The sequence below is a fragment of the Terrabacter lapilli genome, assembly GCF_039531305.1.
GTDB lineage: Bacteria > Actinomycetota > Actinomycetes > Actinomycetales > Dermatophilaceae > Terrabacter > Terrabacter lapilli.
In genome coordinates this window covers 52,436-66,532 of record NZ_BAAAPU010000004.1, presented here as the reverse complement: position 1 = coordinate 66,532, position 14,097 = coordinate 52,436, and the positions used below count along the sequence as shown (strand labels likewise).

Here is a 14,097-nt window from a genome sequence, read left to right as displayed (position 1 = left end):
GACCCCACGCGGTCCAGTGACCGGCGCCGTGCGCCTGACCGAACGGCCCAGCGAGCGAGTCGACGACGGCGGCGGCGGCAAGGACGGCCTCCTCGACGGGCTGCTGGACGATCTCGGCCCGGGCTCCGACCCGGCGGCCGCGCTGGACCTGGTGCGGCGTCGTCCGGACGCCTTTCCGCTCCCCGGCACGGGCGACACCACGCAGCTGTGGGAGGCGCTCGCCTCGCTCGCGGCGGTGAGCCTGACCGCCGCGCGCGCGGTCGAGCCGCACCTCGACGCGCTGGCGATCCTCGCGGAGGCCCGAGCGGCCGGTCACCAGCTCGTCGACGTCGACGACCCGGGCGCGAGCTGGGGTGTCTACGCCGCCGAGGGGCCCGGCACGCGGCTCGAGGCGGTCGCGGACGGCGGAGCCTTCCGGCTCCACGGCACCAAGCCGTGGTGCTCCCTCGCCGGGTCGCTGACCCACGCGCTCGTCACCGCCTGGGACGGCCCGACGACGCGGCGGTTGTATGCCGTGCGCCTGGGCCCGTCGAACGGCGTGACCGTCCACGAGGCGGCGTGGTTCGCCCGCGGGCTCGTCGCGGTCCCGAGCGGGCCCGTCACGTTCGACGGCTCGGCGGCGACGCCTGTCGGGCCAGCAGGGTGGTACTTGGAGCGACCCGGCTTCGCCTGGGGCGGCATGGGGGTGGCCGCCATCTGGTACGGCGGGGCGGTCGGGGTGGCGCGGCGGCTGCTGGCGAGCCGGCGAGCGCCGGACCAGGTTGCGCTCATGCACCTCGGCGCCGTCGAGGCCACGTTGTGGGCGGCTCGGGCGACCCTGTCCGATGCGGCAAAGCGCGTGGACGACGGCCTCGCGCAGGGTGCCGAGGGCGCTGCTCTCGCCCTGCGGGTCCGTCACGTGGTCAGCCGTGCCGCGGAGGCGGTCCTGCAGCGCGTGGGTCATGCGACCGGGCCCGCCCCGCTGGCGCTGGAGGACGACCATGCCGGACGCGTGGCCGACCTCCAGCTCTACCTGCGCCAGGAGCACGCCGAGCGCGACGAGGCAGCGCTCGGCCGGCTGGTGCTGGGACAGCAGCCACCTTCCTGGTGGTGACGGCTGACCACGTGGCCGTGACGATCTGGCGGTGACGACCCGGTGGTGACACCCGGTCAGCCGCCATCGCCATGTGTGGCTGGAGCGTCCTGCCCTGCTGCCTGGCTGTCGACGTCTCCCTCGAGGTCATCGACCTTGTGGATGGCGGTCACGCCGATGCCGAGGGACTCCAGCAGCTGCAACGTTCGTCCCAGTACGCCCGGGTCGAGCGCAGGGACACTCAGGATGGTCGCCCTGTCGATGTTGCGGCGTCGCAGCGACAGCCCCGGATCGAGGAGATCAGCGGTGAGCTCACCGTCGATCACGATGTCGTATCTCTGCATGGCGGGCCTCACATCCCGAAAACGCCGAACTCCGCTCTCGTGGCTCTGCGTCTGTCTAATCTGACAAGGAAAGAGAACTCCCGCATCCACCGACAAGGTTGACATGGTCGGACCACGTCAGGCGCGGATGACCCCTCCACTGCTCTCCGCCCACACCATCGCGCGCTCACGGCTCGTGCCCCTGGTGGACCGACGGCCGGTGGTGGTGCTCGCGGGAATGGCCGGCTACGGCAAGTCGACACTCTTGGCCGAGGCCTCCCGCCGGCGGCAGGAGCAGGGCGTGGCCATCTGGCTCACGCTCGACGACTCCGACCGCGCGCCGGCGCGCCTCGTCTCCGACCTGGTCAGCGCGGCCGGGATCTCGGGACTCGAGCGGGCCGGTGCCGACCTCAGACCGGTGCGCGAGTCGACCCTGCGAGCGGAACCGCAGACCCTCGTCGACTCGCTCCTCGAGGTGTTCTACGACGCCGGGGTCCCGCTGACCCTCGTGTTCGACGACCTCCATCACCTCACCGGCGCCCCGGCCTCCGCCTCTCTGGTCGACCACATCCTGCGGTGGGCTCCTGCGAACATGCGCATCGCGATCGCGGCACGCGTCGTCCCTCCGCTGCGACTGCAGCGACTGCGGCTCGACGACCGGCTCACCTACCTGACCCACGAGGACCTGGCGTTCGGTCCCGAGGAGACGGCCGAAGCCGTCCGAGTGGCCGGTCTCGACCTCGACGTCGAGACAGTCGACTCCATCCACCGCACCACCGGTGGGTGGCCGGCAGGCGTGCGCATGGCCGTCCTCGCGGCCCGGCAGTACGGCCTGCGGCGACAGGTGCCGACCCAGCTGCGACGCGACCAGGCCCTGGCGGAGTACCTCGCGACGGAGGTCCTCGCGTCACTGACCGACGAGGTGCGCGAGTTCGTGCTCGACAGCACGCTCGACGAGCAGGTGTGCGCGCCGCTCATCGACAGGGTGCGCGGGACGCACAACGCGGAGGCGCTGCTCGAGCAGTGCCTCGCCGACGGGCTCTTCCTGTCCCGCGCGAGCAGCACGGACGAGCCCTGGTACTCCTGGCACCCCCTCTTCGCGGCACACGTCCACCGTCGCCTGGTCACGGCCCACCCGGAGCGGGCCACCGTCCAGCACAGGGCGGCCGCGGCGTGGTGGAGCGCGGTCGACGCGCCCACGGCGATCCGCCATGCCATGGCCGCCGGCGACGCCGAGCTGGCCTCGAAGATCTTCGCCGAGCACTGGCTCGAGATGCTGATGGAGGGCAAGGAGGACGCCGTGCTCGGCGCTCTCGACCAGCTGCCACACAGCTCGGCCTACTGCGGAGACACGCACCTGGCCAGGGCGCTCATCCTCGTGCAGCAGGGCAAGACGGACGAGGCCCGCTTCGAGATCGACGCTGCGCGTGTTGCCGCCGGGGACGTCCCTGAGGCGGACCAGGACGGCTTCCGAGACCGGATGGCCGTCGTCGAGCTCTTCCGGACCGGCTACGGCCTGGGCCTCAGCGCGGCGATCGAGCCCGGCGAGGCCCTGCTCGAGAGGTTCGGGCAGAGCCGGCATCCGACCGAACCCGCGGTGCTGGCTTCCGTGCAGATGTTCGTGGGCATGGGCGAAGCGCGGCTGCAGGATCGGCGGGGGCCAGTTCTCGAGATGCTGCGCTCGTCCGCGGCGACGGCCCACGACGCAGGTCTCGTCGCCCTCGAGCTGTCGGCGCTGGCCGAGTCGTGCATCCCGGCCGTCGCTGAGGGGCGGCTCAGTGAGATCGGCGCATTGGCGATGAGCGTGCTGACGCGGGCCGAGGACCGCGGCTGGGTGGGGCTCGCGACGCTCGCCCCGGCAGTGGCCTACCTGGGCTGGCTGGACCACTGGCGGGGCAACCTGCACGAGTCACGAGCCGAGCTGGAGCGCAGCCTGTCGATGATGCTGCCGTTCGACTGGGAGCTGCGCGGCCTCACCCTGAACTTCCTCACCAAGACCTACCTCTCACTGGGAGACGTCGCCGGGGCGCGACGGGCCACCTCGCAGATCAAGGAGCTGATCGAGTCCGGCCGCCGCTCACCGACGTGGGCCTCCATGCTCGCCGGCCTCGAGGGTCTGGTCTTGCTGGCCGAGGGCAGCAAGCGCGAGGCGGTGGCGCTGGCCATGAGTCCCGTGACGGAGCCTGGCTACCCGATGGCTCGGCCCCACCGCGCCGCGGTCCTCCTGCAGGCGGGCCTTCCCGTCGAGGCGCTCGCCGAGCTGGGCCGGGTGCGGGCCGAGGACAGGTTGGTGCACGTCGAGTGCTTCTGCCGGTGCATCGAGGCGGAGGCGCGCGCGGTCCTGGGCCGTCCAAACGCCCACGAGTCATTGGAGCTGGCGCTGGCCGCGGCCGAGCGCGACCAGCTCTACGGGCCCTTCCTCGGCGCCGGTCGCAAGCTGCGCGAGCTGCTCAAGTCGCACCTGCGACACGGCACCTCGCACGCCACGACCGTGACGCAGATCCTCGGGCGCATCTCGACCGGACAGCCGCACGACGTCACCGGTCGGAGCGAGCACCTCACCCAGCGCGAGCACGTGATCCTGCAGTACCTCGCCACCAACCTCACTGCTGCCGAGATCGCCGATGCGGAGTACATCTCGCTGCACACGGCGAAGACGCACATCTCGCACATCTACCAGAAGCTGGGCGTGAGCAGCCGTCGGGCGGCCATCCGCCGTGCCGCGGAGCTCGAGCTCTACTAGCCGGTTCGGGCCCTCTCGGGCCTGCCGGCACGGCGATCTCCCTCGCAGGGGGCGAGGCGCAGGGGCACCAGCTCCGGTGACGATGTCCCTACGCGGACCCCACGCGGAGGGAGAGATGACCATGCACGCCGTCGTGACCGTGACCGGAAACGTGGACGAGCGGGACATCTGGCCGTATGCCGCGTGGTGCTTCAGCGACGGGACGAGCACCACCCTCACGGTGCGGGTGCACGACAGCCAGGAGCTGGTGGCGGTGCTGGGCAGCCTGACGGCCCTGGGCCTGGAGGTCACCTCCACCCACCTGGTCGAGGAGTCGCCGGAACGCGATGCACCCGTGGAGCCGGACACCCGGTGAAACCTCTCATCTCCCTCGCCAAGTGCGATGTCGGGAGGGAGTGGGAGCGGCAGATTGAGTGGTGGAGGCGGTCCACTGACCGCAACCCTCGCCGAGTCACTATGAAAGGACTGGCTCACCATGGACTTCTGGAGCTTCTTCTGGCTGCTTGTATGGTCCTTCTGTTTCGTCGCCTACCTGATGATCCTGTTCCACATCTTCGGAGACCTCTTCCGTGACAGGGAGCTGGGCGGCTTCGCCAAGGTCCTGTGGGTGATCGTCCTCATCGTCTTCCCGTTCCTCTCCGCTCTCGTCTACCTGGTGGTCCGGGGACACGGCATGGCCGACCGCGAGATGGCGAGCGCCGAGCGGCAGAGGGCCGCACAGGAGGACTACATCCGCAGCGTCGCCGCAAAGCCGGCCTACTCCCCGACCGACCAGCTGTCCCAGGCGAAGTCGCTCCTGGACAGTGGTGCGATCTCCCAGGAGGAGTACAGCCAGATCAAGGCTCGGGCGCTTTCCTGATCCCCGTCCTGGCTCGACGCGCGAACAGCCCTTGACCGGTTCTCCGGTCGAGGGCTGTGGGCTGTCCGGACCACCACATGACGGGGCCTCGGCGCTCGTCCCGGCCCCGTCGTATGGACGCGTCCGGATGCGAGGGCTGTCAGCCTCTGGGGCTGATGACCCGAATGCGTCGCCGGCCGATGCTGGGAGCGAGAGCCCGTCGGAAGGCGGCATGGCTCGCCCACCTCCCCCGCAGCTTCGGCGAGGGGCACGTCACCGGGGTGACCTCGTGGCTGTTCTACGTCACGGGCGCGATCGTCACGGCCATGGTGGCCTCGTCGTTCGGCGGGTACGCCCGCGCCGTGCTGGCGCACGACAACGCCACGTGGGCAAGGGTCTTCGCGGTTGCCCTCGTCGTGGCCATGACCGCGTTGAACGTCGTCGGCTCCACGGCCCACGCGGCAGCTGCCTCGCGCGATGTTCCTCGCCCTGGCCGTCGCGACCGCGGTCTACGTGGCCGTCTCGCTCGGGGTGCTCGGGACCCTGACGGCCGATCAGGTCGTCGCCGCCGGCCGACGCCGCTGGCCGGGGCCGCCAAGCCGACCCCGGGCCTGCTCGTCTACGTACTGATGCTCGTGGTCCTCGTCACCGCCCTGCTGAGCACCGTCGTGACGTTCGTCGTCTTCTGCACCACGACCCTGGTCGACGCGCCGGCCTCGTCGCTCGCCCTCGTGGTGATCCTGGCGCTGGCACTCCTCATGGACCTCGGCTGGAAGCGTCGGCGAGAGCACGACCGGCGTGGTCAGTCCGCCGAGCACCGGTTGAGCGCCTGAACATCCCGTGCGTGGCCTCGGGGCGGCCGGGCGACCGGCATCCCGCGAGCGCCCTCATCCCCGGAGTGTGATGACGCTCGAGAAGTAGATGCGGATGCTCGCCGCTCGGCTCCGGTGCGCTTCGTGGCGCGCGCGTCAGCCTGTTCGGAAGGTCGTGCGGTACGCCGTGGGCGTCACGCCGAGGGACTGGTGGAAGTGACGACGCAGGGTAGCCGCCGAACCGAGGCCCGCTCGCGCCGCGACGTGCTCGACGGAGGCATCCGACATCTCGAGGAGCTGCCGGGCCAGGAAGAGCCGCTCCCGGTGGATCCACTCCAGGGGGCCGGTTCCGACCTCCGCGTGCATGCGCCGCGCCAGCTGTCGCCGGCTCAGGCCCGCTCGGCGAGCCAGCCGCTCCACCGTCAGTGGCTGGTCCAGGTGCCCGCGGGCCCACTCGAGCGTCGCCGAGAGGTCGGTGTCCGATCTCGGAAGTGCCGGCGGCGCGATGAACTGCGCCTGCCCTCCCGGCCGGTGTGCCGGCGCGACGAGACGCCGCGCGACGCCGTTGCCCGTCACCGCTCCGAGGTCCTGGCGCACGAGCGCGAGGCACAGGTCGAGTGCCGCCGTCTTCCCGGCGGAGGTGAGCACCAGCCCCTCGTCCACGTAGAGCACGTCGGCTCGGACGTCGACCTGCGGATGACGCCGGGCGAGCTCCGGTGCGTGCATCCAGTGGGTCGTCGCCACACGTCCGTCCAGCAGCCCGGCCGCTGCCAGGACGAAGGCCCCCGTGCACAGGCCCACGATGCGACGGCCGCGATCGTGCGCGCCGCGCAGGCCGTCGAGCAGCCGCGGGTCCGGCTCGGCCAGCGGCTGACTGGTCGAGGAGACGACGATCGTGTCCATCTCCTCGAGGTCGTCGTACGCGGCCGACGCGAGTCCGGGCAACCATGCGTGTGGGAGCCCGTCGGGGGTGACGGCCACCACGTCGTACCAGCTCCCCGTCGGCGACAGCTCCGACCGGTCGACGGCGAAGACCTCTGCGGCGAGAGCGGTTTCGAGGAGCATGGCCGACTCGTGCACGACCAGGGCGACGCGGTGCATGTCCGAAACTGTACGGATCGTGTCCCCCCAGCCGCTCGTCGACCGGGCCGGTGAACCGCACGCTGGGGTCATGACTTCTCATGCACAGGTACTGGTCTACGGGGCGGCAGGGCACACCGGACGGTTCGTCGTCGACGAGCTCATGTCCCGCGGCGTCGCCCCCGTTCTCGCCGGACGCGATGCGCGCGCCCTGGACACGATGGGCGGCCGGTTCGCGGGGCTGGACCGCAGGGTCTTCGCCCTGACCGAGGACCGGCTGCCCTCGAGGCTGCACGAGGTCGGTGTCGTCATCAACTGCGCCGGCCCGTTCCTCGACACCGCCCTTCCACTGGCGTCGGCGGCCGTCACGGCCGGGGCGCACTACCTCGACGTCACCGCCGAGCAGCCCGCCGTATGGCAGCTCTACGAGTCGCTCGATGCCCCGTCGCGCGCTGCCGGCGTCAGCGTCGTCCCGGCCATGGCGTTCTACGGCGGCCTGGCCGACCTGATGGTCAGCGCGGCCCTCGCGGAGGCAAGCCGCCCATTCGAGTGCAGCGTGGAGATCGCCGTTGCGCTCGACAGCTGGCACCCCACCGCTGGGACCCGCACGACCGGCGCCCGCAACACCGCTCCCCGCCGGCGCATCCGGGAGGGAAGGCTTGCTGTCCTGGGCGGGCATGGCGCGCGCGAGCAGTGGTCCTTCCCCGCGCCCTTCGGGGCGCAGCCGGTGACCGAGCTCACCTTCTCCGAGGTGCCGACCACCCACCGTCATCTCGACGTGCAGGACCTGACCTCGTACATCACCACCGCTCCCCTGGCGCAGCTTCGCGACCCGTCGACGCCGCAGCCAGTCGCGGCGGACGCATCGGGCCCCTCCGGCCAGCAGTTCGTCCTCGACGTGGCTGTCATCGTCGATGGGCACCTGCGTCGGTCGAGCGCTGCCGGCCGCGACATCTACGCCAGCACAGGGCCGCTCGTGGTCGAAGGAGCGGTGCGGCTGCTGCACGGACAGGGCCTCGAGAGCGGCGCCATCGCCCCCGGAGAGGCCTTCGACGCCACACACCTGCTCCATGCCCTGGACCGCCACCCCCTGGGCCCGACGATGACAGGCATCGGCCCCGCGTTCGAGGAAGCCGCCAGTCGCCCGGTGAGTGGAGGTGCACGCCCCTGACGTGGGGTGACGCGTCCACGCGCCCGCCGACCGCCGGTGGGCCGCTCTCCGGCGGCGGCCACCGTCTCGGCCGAGGAGGGGAGCACCGGCGTACGCAGACGGATGTGCGTGACCCCTCCTGCCCGGCGTGGGTAGGCTCGTCGGCCGCCCACCGGCTTCCGGACAGGAGAAGAGGAGGGCACGGGGGCGCGCGGCTGGCGGTGGATCGTGTCTCTGACGGTTCGTTCGTCGGCTGGTGCACCCTGAACCGGTGGAATCCGGTCCACCGCAGTGCGTCGCTGGGGCTAATGCTTCGACGCGGCAGGCCCGCCCCCGTGCCGCGGCCCGCGCCTCGCTCAGGCCAGGCGTCGGAAGTCGGTGACGGCCGAGAGCTTCTCGAACCCTGCCGAGATGTATGCCGCAACGCCGGCGACGTTGCTGCTCGGCGTGCACACTGTCGCGCTGGACGACCCCATCTGCTGCAGGGCGGCGACCGCTGCCAAGGTGATGGCCCGACCGTGCCCCCGGCCTCGGTGGTCCGGGTGCGCACCCAGCGGTTCGATCAGCCCCGGACGCCCGGGGCCGGCCGACCACACCGTCGTCGCTGCGACCGCAGCGCCGTCCTCGTCGTACGCGACCAGGCAGCGAGCCCGACGGTACGCCGAGCTCGCCGCCATGGCGCGCCAGCGCTGCGAACTGAAGGTCGAGTTGGGGAACGAGGCCCGGCCCACCGCGACCCGGTCCTGCAGGATCCGCTCGTCGACGTGGTCTGCGTCGAGGACTTCGATCCTGAGGCCGCAGTCCTCGACAGGGTCGGTCAGCTCACGACGAAGCGGAGTCCACGGTTCGTCGGCCACCCAACCGGAACGGTGCAGCAGGTCTCGGAACGCGGCACCGAAGCGGGCCTCGACGACCCCTCCGTCGGCGGGCAGTACCCCACGGCCCGGGTCCGCCAGATCGGCCAGCAGTTGCCTGGCGAACGCCTCGTCGGAGTCGACGCTCGGCGCGATCGCCATCCGGATCAACCCATCCTTGGCGTCCACCATGCCAGCGGCCAGGATCGTGCCCCCACGCCGCCACAGGCGAACCTCCCGGGCCAGCGCCTCCGAGCCGAAGCCCCAGTTCCAGCCGAGATCACCGGGGTGGACCTGGACCGGCGCGCCCTCCTGCTGCCAGCTCGCCACCGCCTCCACGACATCGTCCAACAAGGCCGGTGTTCCGGACTGCATCGCGACCGACATACGCAGAGCCAACCGGACACACCGCCCGGACGCACGGGATTTATGACGTCCGATCGCTGCGTCATCCCAGCAGACCGCGGCCGGGGCCGGGTCGGCAGGCGCTGGGACGCGGAAGGTCCGTCATGACGCCGGTGGATCGACAGTCGGTCGATCAGAGGACGGACGCCACCCACGCATGCAAGCCGTGGTCGTCGACAGGCGCGGTGTCCAGACGACTGCGCAGGCTCGTCACCGCAGCTCGCAGCTGGGTCCATCGGCGGGCTCGTTCGCGATCGATGTGCGCGGCATCGGCGAAGATGTCGATCCGGCGTCGTAGCGCCCGATGCGGCTGGTCCTGACGGTGGAGCTCGACCCACCGGTCGCGCAGGTGGGTCAGGCACTCGGAGGCCAGGTCACCGACCAGTCCCAGGGGGTCGATCGCGAGCCACTCCTCTCTCCTACCGCGCAGGACGTTGTTCTGGTGCAGGTCCCCGTGCAGAACCGTTTCTGGCTGCTCGGCTCCGAGTTCGCGGCAGGTCGCGACGGCAACGGCGACGGCGCGCGGCGACAGCGCATGGGCCGCCAGCTGGTTCATCCTCGGCAGTTCCCGCTCCCACCGCGCACACGCCTCACTCAGCCGGGGCAGGCCGCCCGCAGCCGGGACTGCCAGGCGGCGGGCAAGGTCACCCACCACGGCCATCGACACCTCTGCGTCCTCGACCTCGGCGAGCGAGCGGTCTTCGAGGTTCTCCAGAAGCCGTGCCCGGAGAGCATCGTCACGTTCCAGCAGACGCACGGCACCACGCCCGGCCCAGGTCGCCAGCACTGCGGACTCGAGGTCGTCCCCTTCCCCCGGGAGCGACAGCTTCAGCACGGCGCGGGTCCCGTCCGCGCGGCGCACCGGAAGGACGACTCCGCCAAAGCCGGCCCGCACGTCGCCGGCAGGCACGCAGGACCAGCGATCCATCAGTTCTTCCGACAGCCACGGCAACCGGTCCAACCAGTCACGCACCGACTCGCCACCGTGGGCGATCCACGCCTCCCGAGATCTCGGCGGGACGATCACCGCTGCGTCACCCCCCCCGCATTCCCGGACGGGCCGGCCCGACCGGCCACGAGTGACCGTCAGTCCTCGATCGCCAGGAATCGACGAAGTGCATCGGCGCCCCGGATCGTGACTGGCCCTACTGGGCGAAGGTACGTGTGCGGGGTGACGAGGACCCGCTGCTCCTCGATCCCGACCTTCCCATCGGCTGTGCGCTGGACGATCCGGTTGCGTCCGTTGTCGACATAGCCCGTCTTCCGGCTGACCGCGGCCGAAGCGAGGTTGCCGACGATGTATCCGGACCCGCACGACTGGGCGGTGAGCTCATCGAACGCGAGCCCGACCGCGAGCTGCCGCATCACGGTTCCGGTGCCCTGGCCCTGATGGCGCAGTCCCAGCCAGGAACCGGTCTCCACGTGCCGGGTCTGCGCGAAGTTCGTGGCGTGGACGTCCTGCATACCGACGAGGACGCCGTCACGGCGCACGGTCAGGGCCATGCGCCAGTCCTCGGGGGCGAACATGGCTCGCTGGCTCCACCACCACGCGAGCGAGGTTGTCGGGAACCCGTCAGGCGAGCCCGGTGTGAAGCTCTGGGCATGCCAGTCGGTGAGGAAGGGCATCGGGAGGTCGGGTGCCTGGATGCCGTCGTGGATGAGTTCGACGAGCTCCGGGATGTCCTCGTCGCGCATCACGCGCATCTCGACGCTGCCGCTGGTGATGAGCAGTCCGAAGGGAGGGAAGATCTCTTCCATCGTGAGCATGCCCAATGCTCCCCCGGCCGGGGTGCGTCAGCCAATCGACTTCCGGAGCGTTCGGTCACGGCGCACAGCCCTGACGGTCACCGTCGCCGCGGCGGCGGCGTTCAGTGAGGCCGCCCGCTGCGGGCCACACCTACCGAGCAGGGACGGCGAGCCAACGGGCTGGCTCGGTGCGGGCTGAGCTGCCTGCAGGCGGCGTCGTCCTGGGACACTGCAGCAGTGCTGCCGGCGTGGTCCACGAACCACGGCCCGTTGCCTGCACAGACGGTGCGGGCGGTCCCGGGCGTTGTCTCGTTGAACGCCGAGCCCGGCGCAGCGGCAGCGGTGCCCGGTTCGGCCGGAGCACTCGACGTCGCGCAGTTGAAGCCTGCGGTCGTGCCCGGCTGGCCGGTGGTGGGGTTCGTCTGGGCGACAGCGGCGGCCGGCGCGCCGATCACGAGGGCGATGGAGCAGGTCAGGGGTAGCAGGTACTCGCGCATGGCGGTCCTCCTCGGGGGGTGACCGCCCGGGCTACCTGGCTCGGGTGCAGGGGGCGGAGACGCCCCTCTCGGCAACACGGCATCCGGCCTCGTTCGGTTCACCGGCGGAGGAACGGACTCCGTGCGAGCCGGCGGCGCAGCTGTGCTGTGACCCGGCCGCTCGTCGACGGGTGCGCCTTCCCGGGCCATGCGACCGATCACCCGCGTTCGCCCAACGTTCAGTCGGGCGACCGCCACGCGTTGGTGTGCGCTGCCTACGTTTCCTGACGTGCACAAAAGGCCCAGAACCGACGTGACGTATGCGGTCCGTGCCCGAGGCGTCACGAAGTCGTTCGGCGACGTGCTGGCGCTCGAGACCATCGACCTCGACGTCGAGCGGGGCGAGATCCACGGCCTCGTCGGCCCGAACGGCGCGGGCAAGACGACCTTGCTCGGGCTCCTCCTCGGGCTGGCCTCACCGGACGCGGGAAGCCTCGAGATCCTCGGGACCCAGGTGGGTCGGGCCCCCTCCGTCCACGAGGGGGTCGCCGGGTTCGTCGAGGGCCCGGGTCTGTACCCCTCGCTGACCGCCCGGAAGAACCTGGCCACCCTGGCGGTCCTGCGCGGCATCGAGCCCCGGACACGTGTCGCCGAGGTCCTCCACGAGGTCGGGCTCACCGAGGTCGCCGACGAGCCGGTCCAGGGCTTCTCCCTCGGCATGCGCCAGCGGCTGGGTCTCGCATCGGCCCTGCTCGGCCGACCGCGCCTGCTCGTCCTCGACGAGGCGTCCAACGGCCTCGACCCCGCCGGCAAACGCCAGGCTCACGCGGTCCTCACCGAGTTGGCGAGGACCGGCACGAGCATCATCCTCTCGAGCCATCGCATGGACGACGTGGAGAGCCTGTGCTCGGAGGTCACCATCCTCGACACCGGACGGGTCGTCTTCTCCGGTCCCCCGGCCACGTTGGCCGCCGAGGTGCCCGCGCTCGACTACCGACTGGTCCTCACCGACGCCCGCGCCGGACGCCGGGTGGCCGCCAGGCTGCCTGCGATCCACCTGGTCGAGGGCTCCGAGCCGTCCGACGCTGCCGGTGCAGCGCTCGTCGTCCGAGCCGCGGCGCCCGCCCTCGACGAGCTGGTGGTGGGCTTGGTGCACGCGGGTGTCGCGATCCGCGAGCTCTGCCCTCTCGTCTCCCCGCTCGAGGCCGCCTTCCTCGCCCTGACCGACCGGCAGGAGCACGCCCGATGACGGCCACGACGGCTCGTCCCGGGCCTGTCACGGCCGTCCCCCTGCGGCGCATCTACCGGTTCGAGCTCACCAAGCTCGCTGCTCAGTGGCGCGTCCGGCTGCTCCTGCTCGCCGGCTGGGTCGGACCAGCCGCGTTCGTCGTCGGGGTCAGCCAGCAGTCCTCGCTGCCCGCCGACACGCTGTTCGGTCGCTGGATGCACGCCTCCGGGTGGGCAGGGTCGCTCGTCGTTCTCGGCTTCGCCGGCACGTGGGCGCTTCCCCTGGCGGTCTCCCTCGTCGCCGGCGACAGCTTCGCCGCGGAGGACCGGCTCGGCACGTGGCGCCACCTTCTGGTGGCCGTCCGCTCGACACGGCGGATCTTCGCGGCCAAGGCCCTCGCGAGCGCGACCGTGATCCTCCTGTTGGTCCTCGGGCTCGCGTGCTCCAGCGTGGTCGGTGGGTTGCTGGCCGTCGGCAGCCACCCCCTCGCGGGCCTGGACGGACACGTCCTGGCCCCGGCGGACGCGGCGACGAGACTCGTCCTCGCCTGGGGCTCCATCGTCGCGCCCACCCTCGCGCTCGCCGCCGTCGGGCTGCTCGGCTCGGTGACCCTGAGCAGCTCCCCCGTGGGGCTGCTGCTGCCCGCCGTGGTGGCCCTGGCAATGCAGCTCGCCCAGCTGCTCCCGCTGCCGGTCCCGGTCCGGCTCGCCCTCCCCGGATACGGCTTCATCGCCTGGCACGGTCTCTTCACCGACCCCGCCCAGCTGGCACCGCTGGCGACCTCGGCCGTCGTGAGCCTCGCGTGGGCCGCGATCCTGGGGACGGCGGCATACGTCATCTTCCGCGCACGCGACTTCACCAACATCCACGAGCGCGGCTCCGGACGCCGAGCGCTGACCGTCGGTGTCCTGCCGCTGCTCGTCGTCTCAGCGTCGACGGCCGCCGTCGTGGCCTGGACGGCGGGTGCGAGCGGCTCCGGCATCGACAAGGCCAAGGTCGAGCGGTCGGTGGCCACGTCCTTCGGTCACCTCTACCGCCTGCAGACCGAGCAGCTGGGCCGGCCCCCCGTCACCGAGGCGCAGCTGCAGACCAGCGCGACGTGCACCAAGGGCGGTGGTCTCGAGCCGGCGCAGGGACCCGGCAACGACTGGCGATGCATCGTCAGCTGGCACCTGCCCGGCGTCGACGCCGTCGGCACGGCCGTCTACCAGCTGGACGTCAGCGCGGACGGACAGCTCGTTGCCGACGGTGACGGGCCCAAGGAGGTCAACGGCTACTTCCAGGTGCGCTCCCCCAACGGCACCGAGCCGAACCCGCTGTGGCAGTTCGACGCCGTCGTCGACCTGTCGTCAACCACCCCGAAGGGATAA

Annotated in this window: 14 protein-coding genes; 8 read left to right on the top strand and 6 right to left on the bottom strand. The window is 71.5% G+C overall.

Features of this window, described 5'->3' with window-relative positions:
• Positions 1-28 precede the first annotated feature (28 nt).
• Positions 29-1,093, top strand: coding sequence for an acyl-CoA dehydrogenase family protein (locus ABD241_RS06460; protein ID WP_344059664.1), 1,065 nt, complete (start codon positions 29-31; stop codon positions 1,091-1,093).
• A gap of 56 nt (positions 1,094-1,149) precedes the next feature.
• On the opposite strand, the gene ABD241_RS06455 is transcribed toward ABD241_RS06460, so the two are convergent.
• A complete protein-coding gene (locus tag ABD241_RS06455; protein WP_344059662.1) occupies positions 1,150-1,398 on the bottom strand; it encodes a hypothetical protein in 249 nt (82 codons plus the stop codon).
• Positions 1,399-1,519: 121 nt separating this feature from the next.
• On the opposite strand from ABD241_RS06455, the gene ABD241_RS06450 reads away from it, so the two are divergent.
• From ABD241_RS06450 to ABD241_RS06435, 4 genes are all read left to right on the top strand, one after another.
• Positions 1,520-4,138: a winged helix-turn-helix domain-containing protein gene (locus ABD241_RS06450; protein ID WP_344059660.1), complete on the top strand. Its 2,619-nt coding sequence runs from the start codon at positions 1,520-1,522 to the stop codon at positions 4,136-4,138.
• Between the two features lie 115 nt (positions 4,139-4,253).
• Complete coding sequence (locus ABD241_RS06445) at positions 4,254-4,493, top strand: hypothetical protein (RefSeq protein ID WP_344059658.1); 240 nt, start codon at positions 4,254-4,256, stop codon at positions 4,491-4,493.
• Between the two features lie 120 nt (positions 4,494-4,613).
• Entirely contained in the window at positions 4,614-4,997 is a 384-nt protein-coding gene (locus ABD241_RS06440) for an SHOCT domain-containing protein (protein ID WP_344059656.1), read from the top strand.
• Between the two features lie 155 nt (positions 4,998-5,152).
• The gene (locus ABD241_RS06435; RefSeq protein WP_344059654.1) at positions 5,153-5,809 is read left to right on the top strand and encodes a hypothetical protein; all 657 of its coding nucleotides are present in this window, start codon (positions 5,153-5,155) and stop codon (positions 5,807-5,809) included.
• Positions 5,810-5,944: 135 nt separating this feature from the next.
• Here the strand turns inward: ABD241_RS06435 and ABD241_RS06430 are convergent, their stop codons facing one another.
• Positions 5,945-6,889, bottom strand: a complete 945-nt coding sequence (locus ABD241_RS06430; protein WP_344059652.1) for a GlxA family transcriptional regulator — start codon at positions 6,887-6,889, stop codon at positions 5,945-5,947.
• Between the two features lie 70 nt (positions 6,890-6,959).
• Here ABD241_RS06430 and ABD241_RS06425 point away from each other — a divergent pair, with 70 nt between their 5' ends.
• The gene (locus ABD241_RS06425; protein ID WP_344059650.1) at positions 6,960-8,039 is read left to right on the top strand and encodes a saccharopine dehydrogenase NADP-binding domain-containing protein; all 1,080 of its coding nucleotides are present in this window, start codon (positions 6,960-6,962) and stop codon (positions 8,037-8,039) included.
• 335 nt (positions 8,040-8,374) lie between these two features.
• On the opposite strand, the gene ABD241_RS06420 is transcribed toward ABD241_RS06425, so the two are convergent.
• The 4 genes from ABD241_RS06420 to ABD241_RS06405 all read right to left on the bottom strand — a co-directional run bounded on the left by ABD241_RS06420 (position 8,375) and on the right by ABD241_RS06405 (position 11,520).
• Entirely contained in the window at positions 8,375-9,259 is an 885-nt protein-coding gene (locus ABD241_RS06420; RefSeq protein ID WP_344059648.1) for a GNAT family N-acetyltransferase, read from the bottom strand.
• 151 nt (positions 9,260-9,410) lie between these two features.
• Positions 9,411-10,250 carry an aminoglycoside phosphotransferase family protein gene (locus ABD241_RS06415; RefSeq protein ID WP_344059646.1) on the bottom strand — a complete coding sequence of 280 codons (840 nt, stop codon included), beginning with the start codon at positions 10,248-10,250 and terminating at the stop codon, positions 9,411-9,413.
• A 113-nt stretch (positions 10,251-10,363) separates the two neighbouring features.
• Complete coding sequence (locus ABD241_RS06410; RefSeq protein ID WP_344059644.1) at positions 10,364-11,044, bottom strand: GNAT family N-acetyltransferase; 681 nt, start codon at positions 11,042-11,044, stop codon at positions 10,364-10,366.
• Between the two features lie 101 nt (positions 11,045-11,145).
• A complete protein-coding gene (locus tag ABD241_RS06405) occupies positions 11,146-11,520 on the bottom strand; it encodes a hypothetical protein (protein ID WP_344059642.1) in 375 nt (124 codons plus the stop codon).
• A 268-nt stretch (positions 11,521-11,788) separates the two neighbouring features.
• Between ABD241_RS06405 and ABD241_RS06400 the strand changes: the two genes are divergently transcribed.
• On the top strand, positions 11,789-12,748 hold the full coding sequence (locus ABD241_RS06400; RefSeq protein WP_344059639.1) for an ABC transporter ATP-binding protein: 960 nt from the start codon (positions 11,789-11,791) through the stop codon (positions 12,746-12,748).
• A complete protein-coding gene (locus ABD241_RS06395) occupies positions 12,745-14,097 on the top strand; it encodes an ABC transporter permease (protein ID WP_344059636.1) in 1,353 nt (450 codons plus the stop codon). Before ABD241_RS06400 ends, ABD241_RS06395 begins: the two co-directional genes overlap by 4 nt.

Bases quoted from the DNA above. Each gene is read 5' to 3' on its own strand.
- ABD241_RS06445 (WP_344059658.1), top strand. From the start codon at position 4,254: ATGACCATGCACGCCGTCGTGACCGTGACCGGAAACGTGGACGAGCGG.
- ABD241_RS06395 (WP_344059636.1), top strand. From the start codon at position 12,745: ATGACGGCCACGACGGCTCGTCCCGGGCCTGTCACGGCCGTCCCCCTG.
- ABD241_RS06435 (WP_344059654.1), top strand. From the start codon at position 5,153: ATGACCCGAATGCGTCGCCGGCCGATGCTGGGAGCGAGAGCCCGTCGG.
- ABD241_RS06420 (WP_344059648.1), bottom strand. From the start codon at position 9,259: ATGTCGGTCGCGATGCAGTCCGGAACACCGGCCTTGTTGGACGATGTC.
- ABD241_RS06410 (WP_344059644.1), bottom strand. From the start codon at position 11,044: ATGCTCACGATGGAAGAGATCTTCCCTCCCTTCGGACTGCTCATCACC.
- ABD241_RS06430 (WP_344059652.1), bottom strand. From the start codon at position 6,889: ATGCACCGCGTCGCCCTGGTCGTGCACGAGTCGGCCATGCTCCTCGAA.
- ABD241_RS06425 (WP_344059650.1), top strand. From the start codon at position 6,960: ATGACTTCTCATGCACAGGTACTGGTCTACGGGGCGGCAGGGCACACC.
- ABD241_RS06440 (WP_344059656.1), top strand. From the start codon at position 4,614: ATGGACTTCTGGAGCTTCTTCTGGCTGCTTGTATGGTCCTTCTGTTTC.
- ABD241_RS06450 (WP_344059660.1), top strand. From the start codon at position 1,520: ATGGTCGGACCACGTCAGGCGCGGATGACCCCTCCACTGCTCTCCGCC.
- ABD241_RS06405 (WP_344059642.1), bottom strand. From the start codon at position 11,520: ATGCGCGAGTACCTGCTACCCCTGACCTGCTCCATCGCCCTCGTGATC.